Source organism: Bartonella kosoyi, from assembly GCF_003606325.2.
In the GTDB taxonomy this organism is placed as follows: domain Bacteria; phylum Pseudomonadota; class Alphaproteobacteria; order Rhizobiales; family Rhizobiaceae; genus Bartonella; species Bartonella kosoyi.
In genome coordinates, this window is record NZ_CP031843.2 from 1991535 (window position 1) to 2011922 (window position 20388).

Here is a 20388-nt window from a genome sequence, read left to right on the forward strand (position 1 = left end):
AAGTAAGCGGATATATCCCCCACGTTACCAACCCTAAAATGTTGGGACAGCCCTTGGACCTTTGAGGCGATTCATGAAAAGACTTTTGGCTCCTTTCTTATCCTCATTTTATTCACACGACCTCTCCCTTGTAACGTGTAAACAAATGATTTTGATTGAGTCAACGTAGCCCAGATCTAAAATGAGAAAGCCCGACGATATTCATATTTTTTATTCAATATAAAAAACAATGCATTATTATAAAAAATATCTTTCATAGAGGAAAAAACAGTAAAAACGGTGCCCCAGAAAGCCTTATCTCGTTTCTAAAAAGAAAAAAAATTTCTCATGCCAAAAACATTCTTTAAAAAAAGCTTATCTTCAAAGTTTCAAACAAAATAATAATAAAAAACCACAAGTATCACTTGTGGTTTTTTTAAATTAACCCCAAAGGTACTCATCCTAAAAACGATAGCGCAATCCACCAGAAAAACTGATTCCAGAAAAACCACCTTTGCTCAACTTATGCTGATAAACCAAATCCCCATGAAACGCGAGATTTTGAGACAAACGGGCATTAAGTCCGAATCCAGCCTCTAGAGAAGAACCAAAAGCTCCCAACTGGAAAGAATCTTTAAAGCGCACAGATCTTTCTTTGCCAAAATCATGAGCAAAATGAATTTTACCATAGAAAGAAACATCACGATCCTTTTCAGGCGCAGCAAGTGTCTTCATTAAACGTCCACCAACACGCACCACCCATTGATCAAGCTTATCCATCTCTATATTAAAATGATCAATATCACGAGCTTCATTAAACTGAAGATATTGATAAACAACCTGCGCTTGTGGATCAAAAACAACACCCTCATATCCTGTGGCAACTTTTCGACCACTCATCAAGGAAACACTTAAAGGGTTACCCTTCAATGTTGTTGTCTTCCCTCGTACAGTTGTCAGGACATCACCCTTAAAAAAACCATAGGATAAAAGACCATCGACATAAAATCCTGTATCATGCTGCAGACTACCATAGACTGTAGCAGTCCATTTATCAAATGTGCTTTTTTGACTGTGTTCAACATTCAAAGGTTGCAGAGAAAGCTTTCCGTACGATCCCATAACCCCAAAGGATAGAGCACTGTCAACGTTTTCAATTTTTTGTAGCAAAACACCTGCCTCTAGAGCATAATACCCTAGATCGCCACCATAACCATATTCAAGCGCAGACAAATCTGAAGTATAACGGGAACTGCCCCCATAACCACGCAAAAATGAAGCAGGATTTTCACGAATTTCCAACATTTCACGAGGATGAGCACGCTGTATCTCTAACTGCTTATTTTGATTGCTGATATCCATCAAACCAGCATGAAACAAACTATTCGGCAAGAGGAGATAAGTTGGTACCTGCGGAACAACAGCCTTAACGCCTTGGCTAAAATGATTTTTACCATATAAACCCAATTCAGGACGAGAAGCCGGCACAAGCTCCCCCCCCTGAGTTACACTATATGTAGTATCAGCTTTACCTTCCTGGCTAGGACGATGCGCACGATTTAAGCTAATTTTACGGTAAGAATCCACTCTAAGCTCAGCCCCCTGAGCGACACTAAATGGATTATCAGAATCAATATATCCATTCTCGAGACGAAAATCCCAAAATTCTCCCCCTCCTTCAACTAGTCTTTGAGAAGGATTTGCCTTCTTTAAATTACTCCTCGGACCATAAGCGCGAAGCCTATACTGATAAGGTAAACCATCCAACGTAATATAATCACTATCTAACTTAAAAGAATCCTCTTCTGCTCTTCCAGACACCTGAATGATGGAAATCCCCTTGTTGCTTCCTTCAAACCCAGTACCTCCCCCTGGACTTCCTGAAACACTTTGCACATGTACGATCGTTTTTCCCTCAACATCACCATGAATTAAAAGCCGATCCGTTTTTTGATTGGTAAGAGCTCCCCCCTTATTTAAATAAGTATTGAAATAAAGACGCGCATTACCCTGCGCCTTATAAACCTCACCTTTTCCTCTCCCAACACGAAGCGTTTGATAGCCATCAACTATGTTAGTTTTTGGTTTTTCAAAAATAATAGAACTATCAATAAGATGTATCAATGAAATCGATGAAACACCTATAGAGTCAGAACCTAACAAACTTTCATTTTTGGGTCGTAATAAAGTCCATTTTGAACCATTTGTTAACCGAAAATCAACAGAAGAATCTACATCAACACGTGTCCCCCCTACAAGGGTAGCAGCATCAACTGAAACTTTCACAAAAGCCCCCCCTTCAGCCTTCAACAATAAATCTCCAGAAATTTCGGATTTTTCTAAGAGTCTAATAAGTGCGCCAGATTCTTTGCTATAAATAGCTGCACTATTTGGAACTGTAAAAGAGGTTTTTATGAAGTCGACAACCCCTGGTACAGATACAGGTAAGTTTGTTTTTGGGAAACCTCCAAACATCTCTTTCTCACCCGCAAAAATATACTCATCATAGGAATCCTTCTGATCGTTTATTTTCCCCTTTCTGTCCCCGCGTTTCTCCAAAAAACGCAAGCCATAAGACGCATTACCCTCTACTAAAACCGTAGAATCTGCGATAGTTATAATCATAGCATCCTCACGAATACCATTTCCATGCATTGAAAAACCATGAGTATTGGCTAAATTAACTTTACCTTCTTTAAGATAGATAATCCCAGAACCAGACACATTAAAAGCTGAGTTTTCACTATGGTCATCTATACTCACCACCTGACCACCTTTTTCGGTAATGGAAAAACTCTTTAAAGTGACCTTTCCCGAGTTTCTTACTTCAACTCCGATACCATTTGTAAAGTTAATCTCTCCTCTTTCTATAGTCACTCCTCCATATTCACTCGCTACAACCCCATACTTCCAAAAACTTTCTTTTGAATTAACGGTACTTGAAGCATCCTTAACAGTTATATCCTCCCCTGAGAGCAACGTTCCGTGCCCAGACGCTTGTATAGCAATAATTTCATCCGTACTTTTATCAGTTTTTTGATAATTTTTCTTTTCAATGTTGTGTTTTTTACCATCACGACACCGATAAAATGCTTCAGAACTATTACATGAAAATTGGTTCGAATTATTTCGTATTTTACCATTAACATCAGAATGAGTTTGCACTCCTGTATTAATAGCAGCACTAGCTTGAACCTTAGCGTCAACATTTTGTACAAAAAAAAGAAGTGCTGTTGTAAAAGTATATAAGGAGAAACGATTTTTAAATAGATTGACCATAATTCCACCATAATCCTGCCCCCCAAAGATAAGCACACAACGTATCAAAAAAAACTCAACCAAGAGAAAATTTAATACGTTTTGGCTTTACATATTAAGTTTATTAGTATTTTTTGTGTTTTATGTAAATATGGAATTAGAAAATGACTAAAAAATACAATCTAAATCTATCATTTTTACAAAAAAAATTATAAAGATTGAGCCGAAAAAAAAAGAAAAATCATCTCTAAAGTTATTGTTTAAAAACAGCTTTAATCGGTTTACATGCATTAAAATGCTTCCTTTTAAATGCTGCCTAATCAAAACCAAAGAGATATAGTCAACATCTTTACGATTATTGAAACGATAAGCATCTGTAAGCAGAAAAAAACATATATCCAAATTGGGAAATAAGGGGGAGCATATATATCTATTTCTAAGGAATCTTCAAGGCAAGAAAGCCTAATAAAGAATAGGAATATATAAAAAATAAAATTAATTCCTATTCTTACCGTTTCCTTTTAATTCAATTTTACAACATTCAAGAGCATTGAAAATATTTTTAGCATTTTTAATTGAAAGATATCTTTAGCAATCAGCATATTATAAACAATATAATAATCACTCTGAAATACGCATTTTGAAACGATAACGTACAAATTCATTCAATTTTTCCAGAAAAATAAAAGAAATCCAACCAAAAAGCATATTAAAGAGATGCAAAATCACACTTTCGTAAAAAGACTATAATAACACAATAAATAGATAACAAAAAAACCACAAGCATAACTTGTGGTTTTTTCAAAGATTAAACAAAAACAGCAACAACACTAGAAACGATAACGCAATCCACCAGAGAAACTAGTTCCAGAAAAACCAGCTTTCATGAGCTTGTGCTGATAAACCAAATCACCATGAAGCGCAAAGTTTTGAGATAATTGAGCATTAAAACCTAATCCAGTTTCTAATGAAGAACCAAAAGCACCTAGCTGAAAAGCATCTTTAAAGTGCACAAATTGTTTTCCTTCAAAACCATGAGCAAGATGAAGCTTGCCATAAAAAGAAATAACTTGAGACTCATCAGCGGCAACCAGCATCTTTGTTAAACGCCCTCCAACACGCCCTACCCATTGATGAAGCTTTCCTAAATCAATATCAAAGCCGTCCACATCACGCACTTTATTAAATTGAAGATATTGATAAACAACCTGAACTTGTGGATCAAAAACAAAACCGTCCTCTCCCACCATAAATGTTTTACCAGCCATCAATGAAGCACTTAAAGGATTTCCCTTTAATGTTGCCGTTTTGCCTCGTGCTGTTGTGAGAACATCCCCCTTAAACAAACCATAAGACAGGAGGCCATCAACGTAAAAACCTGTATCATGCTGCATACCGCCATATGCTGCAACTGACCATTTATCAAATGTGCTTTTTTGACTCTGTTCAACATTTAAAGGTTGCAAAGAAAATTTCTCGTAAGACCCGATAATTCCAAAAGAAGTGGTTCCATACATATTTTCAATTGCTTTTAGCAAAATACCTGCCTCTATGGCATTATAACCAAGCTCACCATTATAACCATATTCAAGCGCAGAAAGATTTGAAGTATAACGATGATTACCGCCATAACCGCGCACAAAAAAGAAAGGATTTTCGCGACTTTCTAATAAGCCGCCAGAAGCAATTCGCAAAGCTTCTAACCGCTGATTTTGATTGCTAACATTCATCAAACCAAGATGACGTAAGGCATTAGGCAAAAGCAAATAAGTTGGAACCTGCGGAACAACAGCCTTAACGCCCGGCTTCGGACGAGGATGAGGCTCTGGAGCCGGTCCTGGAGGAGGCGTTGGACCAGGAGGAGGTGTCGGATGAGGATCTGGTTGAGGTTTAACATCAGAATCGATCGATTGACTTTCAAGACGGAAATCCCAAAACTCTCCGCTCCCTTCAACTAATCTTTGATTTGCACTTGCTTTTCCTAAAAGAGACCCTGGACCATAGCCATAAAGCTTATATTGATAAGGTAATTCGTCTAACGCGACATAACCACCTTCCAACTGAAAAGAATCGTGCTCTGCTTCTCCAGAAACCTGAATGATTGAAATACCTTCCTCATTCCCTCCCCTTCCTGTATATCCTCCTGGACTTCCTGCAACAGCATGCACACGGAGCATTGTTTTTCCCGAAACATCGCCATGAATTAAAATACGATCCGTCTTTTGCTGATCAAGATTTCCCCCCTTATTCAGATAGGTATTCACAGCAATAGAGGCATTGTCCCGTGCTTTATAAACTTCACCCTTTCCCTTTCCAATACGAAGGGTTTGATAATTATCAACAGAAGAAGTTTCATGTCTCTTAAAGCTAATAGAGCTCTCACCCATAAGACTGACGAGTGAAATAGAAGAGCTATTTGCATCCCCCTGTTGATCTCTTGGCAACTTTTGTGATAGAATCCACATAGAGTCTCCCAAATAAAGTTCGGCATTAGAGTTTTTATCAACATGTGTGCGACCTTCAAGTGTAGAGCCATCAGCTAAAACCGTTATAGAGGCCCCTTTCTCAGCTTTTAATAAAAAATTCTCTGAACGAAGAGTGCTTTTCATCAAACTCACCGCACCAGAAATACCATTTTCACCATAAATCGCCGCATCATCTACAACAGAAAACTTTGTTGTATCCAAATTAACAACTTCTAATCGTAGGGGCGCTTTTTCTTCCCCTAATGAAATCTCTTCCCTTTTATCCCCACCTTCGCTCCATGGTTTTTCTCCCTGAAAATAGATACCATAAGATCCTTTACCCTTTACGGTAAAAGTAGAAGATTTTAAATTAGCCTCCGTCACATAAAAGTTATTCGATAAATCTTCTGCTTCATCTTCGGTTTCAGATTCTTCTTCAGATCGCTCTGGTCCAGAATATAAGGGCTTGAGCGAATTTTTTAACAATATACCATGCGCATCCTCAACATCAACAGTTCCGCCTTTAAACTCAACCTCTCCCCCTTCATCCATTAAAAAAACTGCATGGTTTTCGCCTTTTTTCCCCTTTCCAGTAACACTAACCCCATCAAGAAAGACCTTCCCCCCTAATATTGCAGAAATACCGTGACTGTTCTCAAAGTTAATCTTTCCACCTTCCACCCCGATCTCTGCCCCACTATAACTTAAAAGGCTTGTTGGCCCACCGCTTGTGTTAATGTTTGTATCCTCTAAAATAACCAATGAATGTCCTATAGCTTCAACAGCCTTATCACTCTCCTCTATAGTCCCCTGCTTGACCTCAATGAGACCATCGTTAGCAAAAAGAGCTAACTTTGTATTTTGAAGCACAGGTTTTTTCAAAACAATCTTTCCATCATCTGACACAGCCACACCACGCAAAAAAGACCGACCAAGAACGTCACTTTTAACCGTCACGTTTTCTCCCTCAACTCTAGTCCCTCTCTGCTTTACCGTTATAGCCGTCGGATCAGCAGGATAATTGGAAGCATTTTCATTCGTAATCTTATAAGATTTATGATCAATTCTAGCTTCCCCACAATTATCGCATACATAATACAATCCACTATAGTAATAAAACCCAAGATTCATACCTCTTTCATCAAAATCCCTATCTTTAACAGAATTATCGACATTTTCCTGTCGTCCGTTCTCTCCAACCTCTCCACTCAACTCACGATAGTTACTCCCCCCACGAATACCCTCATCGTTATCGCCAACATCAATCATATTAGGAATATAGCGATTATTCTGCCCACTCTCTCCCCTAAGAGGCTTATTCAGGTTGTTACCACTAAGATGATTACCATCGACTGAATTCCCACTAATAACACTACTATTAGGAAGAGTATTGATAAGATACCCCTCAATACCACTCGTAGGAGGTGTTCCAATAGGATACCCTTCAACGTTAGTGAGAATATAATCCACATCTGAAGGAATAGAGACAATTGGGATGGTGTTGTTATAGTTACTATTCTCAGCACTCGCAGCAATCAATATTCCATTTTGGAGCAAAGAAAGGATAGCTGTTGTACAAACACATAAACATACATGATTTCTAAACACTTTAATCATAGTTCCCTCGAAACTTTCCTTCCCCTCTCATTAAAAATAAAAGCACTCACAAAACATCCAACTGCACCACCTCAAAATACAAAAGGTGTAACAAAAGACATGCCTCATGCTCATTTGAACCGTGCAATGAATCATCCCTATAAATTTGGCAAAAGCTCTACGCGTAAAACCATCTATAAGAGAATAACAACAGAGCACAATTTATAAGTGTATAATGCATTCTGTATTCCGTGTAAAGAAAAAATAAAACCAGTGCGTGTAATTAATTAAAAAAACAATCAGACCTTGTGAACTTTACAAATTAATCCACAAAGAGATGAATGAAAAAAATGATTTAAATCGGTGAAAACAACTGCTCAAAAACGAGCTTTAGAAAACATCAAATATGATATTAGTTAATATCAATACGGTATCAAAAAAGATAACATAACACACCCTGGACTCCAGCACGCTTTAAAAGCCTATACCAGTGAGTCACTCTATCCCATTATCAGCAGCAAAAACTTTAAGAAAATTTGCTTTAGCATAGAAAAACGCGCTCGTGCACGCAATAAACGTGTCTTTTCTATTCATATCAAGGAAACGAAAGAACAACACAAGTTGTTATAAAGAAAAAAGGCAGGACACTGTCCTGCCTTTTTAAAAAAGTACACCCTGTACCTTATATTAGAACTGATAACGCACGCCTCCGGAGAAACTTGCTCCAGAAAAACCTGCCTTATTAAGTTTATGTTGATAGAGAATATCAGCATGCAGAGAGAACTGAGGCAACAATTTGGCATTAAATCCTAATCCCGCCTCGAGAGCAGAGCCAAACGCCCCTAACTTGAAAGAATCACTGAAATGCACAGTCTGTTTTTCTCCAAAACCATGCGCAAGATAAAGCTTCCCATAGAAAGCAACAGCATCCACACCTTCAGAGCCTGTAGGAATCTTGGTTAAGCGTCCACCAACACGTGCCACCCATTGATCAAGGTTACCCATTTCAATATCAAAATTGTCGATATCGCGGGCCTTATTAAACTGGAGATGTTGATAGACAACTTGAACCTGCGGATCAAAGACAAAGCCCTTATATCCTGTCGCAATCGTCTGACCACCGGATAAAGAAACACTCAAAGGATTACCTTTTAATGTTGTTGTCTTACCGCGTGCCGTCGTCAGAACATCACCATTGAATAGACCATAGGATAAAAGACCATCGACATAGAAGCCGATATTATGCTGCATGCTACCATAAACTGTAGCCGTCCACTTATCAAATGCACTCTTCTGACTTTGCTCAACATTCAAAGGCTGCAGAGAAAGATTTCCATACGTTCCCATAACCCCAAAGGATAGAGCACTATCAGTATTTTCAATAGTTTGTAGTAGCACACCAGCCTCTACACCACGATAGTCAAGATCACCGCCATAACCATATTCAAGCGCAGATAAATCTGAAGCATAACGGTAACTTCCACCATAGCCGCGTAAATACAAAGCAGGATTCTCACGAACCTCTACCATTCCCGTAGAAGTCATCCGCAAAGTCTCCAACTGTTTGCTTTGATTGTTAATATCCATCAAACCGGCATGGAATACGCTATTAGGCAACACGAGATACGTTGGCACTTGTGGAACAACAGATCTTATAAATTGTTGAGGAAGAGCAACAGATCCAGCAGACTTAACATACTGATTTTCTAAACGGAAGTTCCAAAACTCTCCACCATCCTTAACAAATTTCTGCTGAACATGCCCCTGTTTCGAAGTCACTTCTGGACCATAAGCACGAAGAGTGTATTTGTAAGGTGAGTTGATCAATGCAACATAATTGCCATCGAGCTGGAAAGAATCTTTCTTCGCTTGACCATAGACCTGAATAACCGAAACACTGTGAGCAATCTTGGCATTCGCTTGACCATTTCCACCATTGCCCGCATCTCCTCGTACATGTATTTTTGTTTTTCCAGAAACATCGCCATGAATGATAAGTCGATCCGTTACTTGTTGACCACTCGAATCATGAGGATTTAAACGTGCATTGAGATGAATTACAGCATCCCCCTGCGCCTCATAAACTGTGCCATTTCCATTTCCAATATGGAGAGTCTGATATTTCCCTGCAGATTCCGAAGATGCAAAATTAATAGCACTATTAATAAGTCTTACAGAAGAAACGCATGAATCCACACATCCTAAAACTGATGCACCCAAATCCTTCTGCACACTTCTTTTGAGAATCCACTCTGAACCATTGGCCAAGTCTAATTTTGCATAAGAACTTTTATCAACACGAACACCACCTGTAACAATAGAATTATTAACTGAAACCAATATATGAGAATCATTCTCTGCCTTCAATAACAAGTCACCAGCGAGAGTTGTTTTATTTTCTAATGAAACATGGCCACCAGAATTATTACCATAGATCGCTATACCCTTGGCAACTTCAAAATCAGTTTTTTTCAACGAAACTGTCCCAGTTATACCTATAGGTGCTCTCTCCTGCTTGGATACAGCGCTCTGCTCAACACTCCTCGCTTTCCTGACAGAATTCCCATTTGCAATCTGATTCTGTCCATTTTCTAATCTTTGTGCCGTACCATCGAAATATATACCATAGGATCTATCACCTTCCACTCTAACAGTAGAAGATTCGATATTAGCGCGATTCATCGAAGGACGAACGTCAGAAGATCTTCTTTGCCTAGAAGAGCCCGTTTCAAGGTCGCCATTAGCTCCTCTAATCCACAGAACATTAGCATCAGCAGAAACCTTCCCCCCAGAAAAATCAACAGAACCATTATTACTCAACAGGAAAGCCGCACGCCCAAACTTCTCTGTAATGTCTGATTCCTTGTTTTGTTTTTTCGCAATAATCTCCACTTTATTTAATGTAATATTCGCTCCCGACTCCGACCTAACTGCCACCCCCCCTGTAAGAGCAATATTTCCAGAGCTCATAGTTATCCTACCACCATTGCTAGCTAGACCAGCTACAGCAAAATTTCCCGTAACATTAATTTTTGTATCACTTAAATCAACAGATGACCCTGAACCCGCCAAAGCACCTACATAATAAACATTGACCGTTCCATCATTCATTTTAACCTTTCCACCTCTTTGTGCTTCAAGCCCAATCAGAGAAGATTGCACTGTTGTTTTTTGTTCCAAAACAACCTCTGCCCCCTCTTCCGCAAGCACAGCACTCACAGCCTGCAATTGAGTAAGATCAATATTATTTTGATTATTTGAAGAATACGCACCACTAATGGTAGCCCCCTCTAGCTTGACAATCGTATTTTCACTTTTTACATGCATAGGATGCTGAGTTTTACCACTTGCCTTTAGTGTAAGGTTTTTCATTGTGTGTGTTTTACCATCACTACACAAATAAATAACTTGCGATCTCTCCACACCATTTTGCTCCGTATGATTACACTGGAAATAATCTGTCTTTTTTACAGTAGTACTTGTAACAGGTGCCCCTACCTCAACATGCCCAACGATGTATTCACTAGATTTCCTAGAAATATCAGGCTTTGTGGTAATAGCACTATCTATAGAAGAAGCAGGAAGCTCTGAAGAAGCATTAGAATGTACGGTAGATGCAAATGAATTTATAGGTGCAGGCTCTCTAGATACAGGAACAAAAGATGTAACAGTCAAGGGATTTATAGTGTCCACACCATACACACTAGATGTCTTTGCAATAGAATTGCGGACTGGAATAATAGTTATAGGAGAACTATCAGAATCTACATCTGTAGAAGAAATATGAGACTCAGATGATACAGAAGAAGACTCTGCAGCCCTAGATGTTTGAGATTCTCCAAGTGAAATAGGTGGATTAACTACTACGGACGCACCCTCTTCAGATGAAGCGGGAGTACTAGAAGACAAAACACGATCCGCTTCTTTGGAAGAATCTATTATAGATAGACTACCATCCACAGCAACAGCTACACCAAATTGTCTAAGCTTCTCTTCTAAATTATCTGACTCTTCCAGTAAACCCAATTTTTTAAGATTTCTTTTTATATGTTCTTTTGAAATCAGAACTCCAGACCAGCTACCTCCTGCAGTATACATTCTCCCTATATTAGGATCACTGAATGTATGCAATTTAACTTTTCCTGGATTCGCCCCTCCCAACCCCAATATGGAAAGTAGTACCGACTTCGACACAGAATTACTAGACCCAACGGTAGATTTAACAGAAGACAAAGTCCCAACAGAAGGCTCGGGCGTAGCCAGCAAAATACGTCCAACGGGTAAAGCAGCATTTACACTTTCAGATTCCTCAGACTCCTCAGCTACAACCTCAATGGCAGAATTAAACGCAGCATCATCCTCACCATCATTGACCGCGACCACACGAGTTTCTTCACGTTGAGGAGGTAAACTATACGTAACAGTAGACCTATACGGATAACCATAAAGATAAGACGCAACAAACTCTGCATTTTCTAAACGGAAATCCCAAAACTCTTTCTTTCCTCCCTTTAATTGATCATCAAAATGTTTTACCGTCGGAGACTCAAACGGACCATAAACATGAAGAGTATATTGGTAAGGGTAACCATTTAACGTAACATATTCACCATTTAACTGAAAAGAATCCTCTTGTGCCTTTCCATGAACCTGAATGAGTGAAACGCTGGAGGGCGCGCCTCCATCTCTAACTCCTCCAGAAACAACATTTTCTGAAATGGCGTTGACATGCAATATAGTCCTTCCAGAAACATCACCATGAATTAAAAGTCTATCAGATACCTGCACCCCGCTACCGTATTTTTCCCCCAGACGCACATTAAAGTGAATCCAAGCGTTATCGGCATTGTAAACTACACCTCTCCCATCCCCAATACGAAGAGTCCGATAATTTACATTATTATTTTCCGGAGAGATGAACTTAAGAGTACTATTTTTAAGATTCAGAGATGCAATACATAAATCTACACAACCATTCTTTTTTTCTCTTCTTTCACTTTTTGTTAAACGCCACTCGGATTGATCAGACAAAAAGAACTTTGCACTAGCATTATCCTTAATGGAAACGTCACCTATAATTACCGAGTCATGTGCAAAAACCGAAAGGTGAGCAGAAGATGTAGCTTTTAACAACAGATCACCAGAAAGTTCTGACTTCCCTGTTAAAAAAACAGAACCTTTCAAATCACGATCATTAATAGCCACACCCTCTGGAACTTTGAAAGAAGCATTATTCAAAACAACCACATGTCCCCCATGCTTATCATCATTGTTTTGAACAGCAGCTCTCTCATCAGCACTTTTTTCAAAATTTATTCCAACCCCATTACTACCTTTAACTTCAATAGTTGAAGATTTAATACCGGCACTTATCCTAAAAGGACCCAACTTCTCATAACCTATAATATTCCTCGCAGTGACTGTAAATTTATCTGTAACTTCACCATGAGCATCATGAGCTCCATAAATTTCACTACGTGCATTCCGTGCTTCAGCAATCTCTTCAATGGTGTAAAAGTCATACCCACTACTCTCGGTAGGGACATTCAAAACATTTTGAAGAAGATATTCATTAGAAATCTTTCGACCATTACCTAAATTGTCAGGAACTTCTGCATCAGGATCATCACCAATCCAAAAGGCGATAACATCAGAAACATTAAGCCTTCCATTATCAAAAGCAACAAAACCATCATGTGACGTAAAAACAACAGTAACATACTCTTCTTCGTCTTCAGCTATTCCTGCCTCTTTAATTTTGACCCCAACCCCATTTAGCTTAACAGATGCTGTACTCTCGGACCAAATCCCTGTATTGCCTCTTGGGAAAGTAAGCGTTCCAGATTTCATTGTTATCCCAGCCCCAACCATACCGTATAGAGCTGTTGCATTTACATCAACACCCGTATTACCCAAAAAAACAGATGAGTTATTACTAGCCAAAACACCTATATTAGATTCAACAATGTCTCCACTTTTCATATTAACCACTGCCCCCTCTGTTGCCTCAAGCCCAGTTTCAAAAGTGTGAATACTAGAGTCAACCAACTCAACACTCGCACCATTTACTGCATATACAGCACTTCCAGCGCCTTCTTCCTCCTCCTCATCATCCTCCTGTTCACCTTCTACACCCTGTATAGATGCATTATGGATTTTAACATGCGCTTTACTCCCTGTTGCATACACACCATTATCACCAAATTCTGTTACAGTAATCTGACCTCCTTTCACCGTAAATGTTTTATTATCACAATGAATAGGGGAACGTTCAATAGAGGAATCTTGTGCGCCAGAATTTCCTGCATTAGCACTTCTACCATAACTAGGATCACAACCAGATTGAAGGGATCCCACTGGAGTTAGAGAAGGCTCAATAGCGCCCCTAACACCACTCACCGCCACAGAAGTATCTACACCTTGTAAAAAGAAGAGAGCACTTGTCGTCAGTGCGTACAAACGTGTACGCTTTTTAAATACATTGATCATATGTCAAACTTTCTAAATAATGTTGCAAAAACACTAGAATTAAGTGAAAATGAGGTAAGTGAACGATTTGTAACATATGTTAGTCAACTTTACAACATAGTGTTATTTATTAACACTTCATTTTGTGCATAAAAATACCCAAATTAAGGTTTTTAAATGCACAACCCCTTGTAACATCAGATAAAAGGATAAAATCACGATGATAAAATATATGAAATGGGTGACTTCTGTTTTACTGGTTGCAATCAGCTTTGCAACAGTTTTATGGACTCATACGAGTATTGCAAATACGAATCCCAAAACAAATATAACAATTGATCACGTTTCAGGCACGACTTCTGTTCCCGCTTCTCCACAAAAGGTTATTGTATTTGATCTTGCCGCGCTTGATAATATGAAGCGTCTTGGTATCAAAGCGGTTGTCGGCGTTCCTGAAGGTAAAAAACCTTCCTATCTGCAACAATTTGATGATGCAAAATATGAAAAAATTGGTACTCTTTTTGAACCGGATTATGAAAAAATTGCTACTCTTCAACCCGATTTGATTATTATTTCCTCCAGAACCCAAGCAAAATATAATGATTTATCCAAAATCGCTCCAACAATTGATCTCACAGTAGGAAACGACAATTCTCTTGAAGATATTAAACGAAATGTGTCTATCCTTGGAAAAATTTTTGGTAAAGAACAGGAAGCAGAAAAGGAAATTGCAAAACTCAATGAAACTTTAGCTGAAGTCCATAAAAATACACAAGGAAAAGGCACTGGGCTCATCCTAATGACCTCTGGTGGAAAAATCAGTGCTTTAGGACCAAAATCACGTTTTGATATTTTCCATTCCGCTTTTGGAATCGCCCCTGCAACCGATAAACTCACCGTACAAAAACATGGACAACTTATTTCTCCTGAGTTTATTCTTGAAACAAATCCTGATTGGTTGTTGGTGATTGATCGCGATGCAGCTATTGGACGAGAAGGACAATCTGCAGCACAACTGCTCAACAATGAGCTTGTGCACCGCACAACAGCAAGCAAAAAAAACCAAATTATTTATTTGGACTCTTGGAGCTGGTATCGTGCAAGTGGGGGTCTAACAGGACTCTTTGAAACTGCGCAGCAGATTAATGAAGCCTTTACAAAGAGCAAATAAGCGCACGAAAGAGCTTGATTGCTCTATGAATAAAATTTAAAAGCAGAGGTTGTTTATGAAACAACCTTTGTTTTTTGTTGAGTTTTGTGAGAAAATGACGTGAAGAATTATTGGATAACCATAACACTTCTAATTTTCTTATCCATCTTCAGCGTTTTTGTTGGTTATTCTGATGTCACACCGTCTAGCCTCTTCGCAGCTGATCCCTATGCATGGTTTATTTTTTGGCAAACGCGTCTTCCTCGTACCATTTCGATTCTTTTAGTAGGCGCAGCGCTTGCACTTTCAGGCATGATTATGCAACTGTTGACACGTAATCGCTTTGTCGAGCCATCAACCGCTGGGACCGTCGAATCGGCTTCCCTTGGCATTCTTTTTATTATGATTTTTTTGCCCGATATTCCTGTTTTAGGAAAAATGGTCGTTGCGACACTTTTTGCCATGACAGGCACTTTACTTTTTATGTTTTTATTACGCCGTATTCATCTAAAATCTTCTCTTATTATCCCCCTTACAGGGATTATGCTGAGCTATATTATTGGCTCTTTAACCAATGCCATTGCAGATTATGAAATGCTCCTTCCTTCCCTTCAAGCTTACTTATTTGGTAGTTTTTCCATGATTATTGAGGGAAAATATGAACTTTTATGGCTATCTCTCCCCCTTTGTATTCTGGCCTATTGTACGGCTGATCGCTTTACGGTTGCAAGCTTAGGAGAAGATTTAACCAATAACCTTGGATTGAATTATCGTATTGTTATGTTTTTTGGTCTTTTTATTGTCGCTTCAATCACTGCTGTTGTTGTCTGTACCGTCGGCCGTATTCCTTTTGTTGGATTGATTATTCCAAATATTGTTTCAAGTTTCATGGGAGATAATATGCGCTATACCGCTCCTTGGGTAGCCATTAGCGGCGCAGGATTGGTTTTGATTTGTGATCTTTTAGGACGAATCATTCATCCTTCTTTTGAAGTTCCCATCAGCACTATAATGGGGGTAATCGGTAGTTTTATTTTTATGATACTGCTTTTACGTTGGAGAAAGCGTCTTGGATAAAAGAAAAAAAACAATATGTATACTAACAACGCTTATCATCATGGCATGTACTGTCATGAGTCTTTACATGACGTGGAATATCAATGTTTATACATGGACATTTCGTCTTACAAAGCTTTCCTCTCTATTTCTTGTTGCCTATGCAATAAGCGTTTCTACGGTTTTATTTCAAACAATCACGAATAACCGCCTTCTGACCCCTTCAATTATGGGATTTGATCAGCTCTATATTTTAATAAAGACTGTTCTGATATATTTTTTAGGCTCTCTTTCTTTGCCTTTTTTGAATGAACAAGGACAGCTTATTCTCGAAGCGCTCATTCTCATTCTTTTTTCAATAAGTCTTTTTCGCTGGCTCTTTTCAGGAAGCTTAAAAGGACTTCACTTGACGCTTTTAATGGGTGTTGTTTTAGGTGGCTTTTTTTTCAGTTTACGGATGTTTATGCAATTGCAACTCAATCCAGACCAAATGATGAGTTTAACCGATATTATGTTTGCAAATTTTAATAAATTTAATACGTCGCTCATAAGCTTTGCCACAATCATTATTTTCGTTATGAGTCTGATTGGATGGCGTTCACGTCATTTTCTTGATATTTTGGCTTTGGGACGTGAAAATGCTCTTAATCTTGGCGTTAATTACCACAAAAGTGCGACAGCTATTCTTATTTTTGTTTCTATTCTCGTCTCTATTTCCACTGCTTTAGTAGGCCCCGTCACCTTTTTTGGACTGTTAGTTGCCAACCTTTCCTATGAACTCTCTCCTCAAGCAAAACACGGTGTTGTTGTGCCAATTGCAATATTATTAGCGATTATTTGTTTGGTGGGAGGACAATTTATTTTAGAGCAAATTTTTCACATGGCAGGACGTTTAAGTTTTATCATTGAGTTTTGTGGAGGGTTTGTTTTCTTAATGTTACTGATGAAGGGAAAAGTAAAATGATTGAGATCGATCATCTTTCCAAGGCTTACGGAGCACGATTGATTATCGATAATTTATGCCTTCATCTGCCCAAAGGGGGGATTATTTCTCTTATTGGGCCCAATGGTTCGGGAAAATCAACTCTTTTAATGCTAATAAGACGTCTTTTACCACACCACCAAGGAACAATTCATATCGATGGCTTTAATATTGATAAAGTACCCCATGATATTTTGGCTCAAAAGCTCTCAATTTTACGTCAAGATAATTCTTTATCCTTCCGGTTAACTGTATATGATTTAGTGAGTTTCGGACGCTATCCTTATTCGAAAGGCTGGTATACACATGAAGATAAACAATTTATTGACAGTGCACTACGCTATCTGGGCTTACAAGATTTAAAAGACCGTTTTTTAGATGAGCTTTCTGGAGGGCAGCGCCAACGCGCTTTTATTGCCATGGTCATCTGTCAAGATACCGATTATCTTCTCTTAGATGAACCATTAAACAATCTGGACATGAAACATGCCGTTTCTATGATGAAGCAGCTACGCCGCACAGCTGATGAACTGAAAAAAACCATTCTTATTGTTATGCATGATATTAATTTTGCCTCATCTTATTCAGATATGATTGTTACATTGAAAAATGGGAAAGCAGCCTATCTGGGAACCCCCAAAGAAATTATGCAGCCAGAAATTCTTAAAGACATTTATGATGTCGATATTCAAATAAAAACAATCAACGACATCCCTATTGCTCTTTATTATCGATAAATTCTTCTCATCATCAATAATCGGAAAGTTTTTCTTTTGTCCTTGCTTGCACTCTAAAATCTGATAAAAGTGGCAATATTGGCTTATTGGGGAATAGTTTAATGGTAGAACAGCGGACTCTGACTCCGTCAATCTTGGTTCGAATCCAAGTTCCCCAGCCAATGTAGCTGTATGTAGCTTGTAGCTTGCCAGCAGGTTTTGTATATTTTGCCACTAGGTTTTTGTAGCTTGCCAGTAGGTTTTGTATATTTTGCCACCAGGTTTTGTACCAATTTATTTTCTTTTAAGGGTTTTTAAGGTGTTTTCAAAGGGTCTTCAAAGACCTTTCAAAGGTCATTTAGAGCCTCTTTAATGAATTTCTTTTTCTTCTCCTAAAAATTATGATTTTTAATGATCAGTTCTTTTGCCAGAATCGTATTACAGGAATCGCATTATTTGAGAAGCAGCATGCATAAAAAGGTATCTCTTCTTTTAACATAAAGTGAGTGATAGCTTTTCAGTTTTCTAAGGCATTATTAAAACAAAAGAAGCTTTGAGGAATTCGGTCAACTTGATCGAATTACACTTCGATATGCAATTGCGCAATTTTTGCACCATTACTTGTTTGAGGAATTGGGTAAACATTACCCTATTGCTGAACTCATGCAATTGGATCAACTTGATCCTATTGTACCTTTAAGGAATAGGGACAAGTTGTCCCCATTGCTCTCTCCCACCCAAAGTGCAAACATTGCACGTTGATCTCAGAAAGCATTACAACCGATCAAAGGAGCAGGTTGCACTTTTGATCTTCCATTTCCTTCACATAAAATTTCATTGTGATCTGAATATTTCAAAAATAGGATCAACTTGACCCAATTTTTCTTCATCATGCAATTGTGCAATGTTTGCACTATTGCTCCTTTTAGCAATTGGTGCAAATTGCACCAATTGCTCTAAATGTTCATCATCACCGATCACAGGGTAAACATTACCCTTTGATTTTCTGTCACTCAGAGGTTTTCTTTTCTCCTGTTTTGTTTCCCTTATCTGGTGCCTCAAAGGTTATTTCTGTGATGTAGCCGCTTTGCTTTTCATAGCGATGGGTCACGGTAGCAGCCTTCCATGGACCATTGATTTCGCCTCGAAACCCTTGCAGGAGAAGCGGTTGACCCGCCATGATTTCAGGGTATCCCGCAAGAGTTAAGGAGCCACTGCCTACAGCACGGCATAAGCGATCCGACTCGGAAGCAGCCGCCGCTTGTGCTTCTTCTTGACTTGGATAACAACTGCGCAGACGGCGAATGGGGCCAGTAAACCCTGTTTGATGCTTGACTTGGCATTGTTGCCCTTTTGCGCGATCAAAATAAGAAGCTTCAATGATGCCGTATTGCGTACGCGGCTCTAGGGTGAATTCCCAATGGGAACACTCATGTTGATGAATGGTCTGGAGGGGGAGATTGTCCCCGCTTAAAAATAAAAACTTATGGTCTTTGATTAAAAAACGCGCCCGCATGCGATCCGCAAGCCTAGTTAAAAAATCAATCGCCGATTGATCGGTGCGCACCACATAAGGCAAGGTTTGTTTGGTCAATTGTGGACTGACCTTTGCTTGATAACCATGGCGTTTGGCAAGGGTCTCAACAATCTCAGCAATGGTTTTGTGGTCAAAATGTTCACTCGCCTGTTCTTTGATCTCCGCACACATCGAGGCACTTTTGCCACAAAGGCGCAAAATCTCTCCATCACTGCCCCCACAACTGATCACCGTCTCCACAACAAAACGCCCCATAAAGGCACGAATGCTGTCCTGATAGCCAAAGGTGACATGGAGCGCACTGTTACTGGAGGGAATCTCTAAATCATTGCCGCTATCATCAAATTCCGCCTCGAATGTATCGGCTTCATTACCCGCATTGTCTGTGATGGTTGCCGTTAAAAGACGTTGGTAAAAAACTTCATGAACAGGTTTTTCTCCCACCTTAACCACAATAAAAGGGTGTGTGCGCATTAATCCCATAACCGTTTCACCACGCGGTTCTTTTCTTGGGGGATAAATTCAGGCAGAATGACCGTTAAGCCTCGCGGTAAAATTGGACCATATTTGGCAATCTCTGGATTGGCTTCCAATGTGGCTTCACAATAGCCATTTAATAATCCAACTTGAGAACGGTCCCCTAACACAGCCATGGCATGTTGAAAGCAGAGGAGATCGAGACTCATATCCTCCAGCTCTACAACAACACGCTTTTCTGGTATCTTCATAAAGTTTGCCCCACCTGATATTGTCCTTGCGGTTTTCCGCCATTAAAAAAGGGTAAGAGACTGATGGAATAGCGGATACGCTGGGATTGACCGGAGCGACTGATAAAGTCGTGGTCTTTCGTGATACTGGTGATCACCACGGGTCCATGGAGAAGGACACTATAGGTGGTATCATTGATCCAACGAAGCATCTGGACCGGCTTTGCTCTCTTGATCGTTGTGGTGATGGCATCAATGGCTACACGATCACCAAATTCTTCTGGAAACCAAACGCCATGAATGGTTTTGGGATCATTGCCATAGCCAGTAAATTGCAAACTAGGCGACTTGCCAAAACGCTCTAAGCAAACCCATGAGGCAGAGAATTCCTCTTCAAAAGATTGGAAATTAAGCCAGTCCACATAAAATTGATGTGGACCTAACATCATCAAAGGATCTTGCATGCTCCCTCCC

The 20388-nt window shown here is 39.2% G+C and carries 11 protein-coding genes and 1 tRNA gene; 5 read left to right on the top strand and 7 right to left on the bottom strand.

The genetic code is table 11. From position 1 onward, the window contains the following. Positions 1–441: 441 nt before the first annotated feature. From D1093_RS08630 to D1093_RS08640, 3 genes are all read right to left on the bottom strand, one after another. Complete coding sequence (locus tag D1093_RS08630; RefSeq protein WP_120102404.1) at positions 442–3258, bottom strand: autotransporter outer membrane beta-barrel domain-containing protein; 2817 nt, start codon at positions 3256–3258, stop codon at positions 442–444. Positions 3259–4067: 809 nt separating this feature from the next. After that, on the bottom strand, positions 4068–7319 hold the full coding sequence (locus D1093_RS08635) for an autotransporter family protein (RefSeq protein ID WP_120102039.1): 3252 nt from the start codon (positions 7317–7319) through the stop codon (positions 4068–4070). Between the two features lie 666 nt (positions 7320–7985). Continuing rightward, the gene (locus D1093_RS08640) at positions 7986–13787 is read right to left on the bottom strand and encodes an autotransporter outer membrane beta-barrel domain-containing protein (protein WP_150222311.1); all 5802 of its coding nucleotides are present in this window, start codon (positions 13785–13787) and stop codon (positions 7986–7988) included. 199 nt (positions 13788–13986) lie between these two features. On the opposite strand from D1093_RS08640, the gene D1093_RS08645 reads away from it, so the two are divergent. The 5 genes from D1093_RS08645 (at position 13987) to D1093_RS08665 (ending at position 17852) form a co-directional block, all read left to right on the top strand. Further along, positions 13987–14937 carry a siderophore ABC transporter substrate-binding protein gene (locus D1093_RS08645; protein ID WP_120102044.1) on the top strand — a complete coding sequence of 317 codons (951 nt, stop codon included), beginning with the start codon at positions 13987–13989 and terminating at the stop codon, positions 14935–14937. Positions 14938–15036: 99 nt separating this feature from the next. Then, complete coding sequence (locus D1093_RS08650; protein ID WP_120102046.1) at positions 15037–15993, top strand: ABC transporter permease; 957 nt, start codon at positions 15037–15039, stop codon at positions 15991–15993. Further along, entirely contained in the window at positions 15986–16936 is a 951-nt protein-coding gene (locus D1093_RS08655; protein ID WP_120102048.1) for an iron chelate uptake ABC transporter family permease subunit, read from the top strand. The genes D1093_RS08650 and D1093_RS08655 overlap by 8 nt, the downstream gene beginning before the upstream one ends. After that, positions 16933–17691 (top strand): iron ABC transporter ATP-binding protein, encoded by a 759-nt coding sequence (locus D1093_RS08660; RefSeq protein WP_120102049.1) that lies wholly within the window; start codon positions 16933–16935, stop codon positions 17689–17691. Before D1093_RS08655 ends, D1093_RS08660 begins: the two co-directional genes overlap by 4 nt. Before the next feature lie 87 nt (positions 17692–17778). Beyond that, positions 17779–17852 (top strand) — tRNA-Gln (locus D1093_RS08665). 652 nt (positions 17853–18504) lie between these two features. Here the strand turns inward: D1093_RS08665 and D1093_RS10340 are convergent. From D1093_RS10340 to D1093_RS08685, 4 genes are read right to left on the bottom strand one after another with little or no spacing between them, the layout of a single operon-like run. Then, positions 18505–18651, bottom strand: a complete 147-nt coding sequence (locus D1093_RS10340; protein WP_244613969.1) for a hypothetical protein — start codon at positions 18649–18651, stop codon at positions 18505–18507. 28 nt (positions 18652–18679) lie between these two features. Then, positions 18680–19690: a phage late control D family protein gene (locus tag D1093_RS08675; protein WP_150222289.1), complete on the bottom strand. Its 1011-nt coding sequence runs from the start codon at positions 19688–19690 to the stop codon at positions 18680–18682. Next, positions 19681–19935, bottom strand: coding sequence for a tail protein X (locus tag D1093_RS08680; RefSeq protein WP_120101381.1), 255 nt, complete (start codon positions 19933–19935; stop codon positions 19681–19683). Before D1093_RS08680 ends, D1093_RS08675 begins: the two co-directional genes overlap by 10 nt. Continuing rightward, entirely contained in the window at positions 19932–20378 is a 447-nt protein-coding gene (locus tag D1093_RS08685) for a phage tail protein (protein ID WP_120102364.1), read from the bottom strand. The genes D1093_RS08680 and D1093_RS08685 overlap by 4 nt, the downstream gene beginning before the upstream one ends. Positions 20379–20388 lie beyond the last annotated feature (10 nt).

Excerpts from the sequence above, each read along its gene's own strand:
- D1093_RS08635 (WP_120102039.1), bottom strand. The coding sequence starts at position 7,319 with ATGATTAAAGTGTTTAGAAATCATGTATGTTTATGTGTTTGTACAACA.
- D1093_RS08675 (WP_150222289.1), bottom strand. The coding sequence starts at position 19,690 with ATGGGATTAATGCGCACACACCCTTTTATTGTGGTTAAGGTGGGAGAA.
- D1093_RS08645 (WP_120102044.1), top strand. The coding sequence starts at position 13,987 with ATGATAAAATATATGAAATGGGTGACTTCTGTTTTACTGGTTGCAATC.
- D1093_RS08680 (WP_120101381.1), bottom strand. The coding sequence starts at position 19,935 with ATGAAGATACCAGAAAAGCGTGTTGTTGTAGAGCTGGAGGATATGAGT.
- D1093_RS08685 (WP_120102364.1), bottom strand. The coding sequence starts at position 20,378 with ATGCAAGATCCTTTGATGATGTTAGGTCCACATCAATTTTATGTGGAC.
- D1093_RS08630 (WP_120102404.1), bottom strand. The coding sequence starts at position 3,258 with ATGGTCAATCTATTTAAAAATCGTTTCTCCTTATATACTTTTACAACA.
- D1093_RS08660 (WP_120102049.1), top strand. The coding sequence starts at position 16,933 with ATGATTGAGATCGATCATCTTTCCAAGGCTTACGGAGCACGATTGATT.
- D1093_RS08640 (WP_150222311.1), bottom strand. The coding sequence starts at position 13,787 with ATGATCAATGTATTTAAAAAGCGTACACGTTTGTACGCACTGACGACA.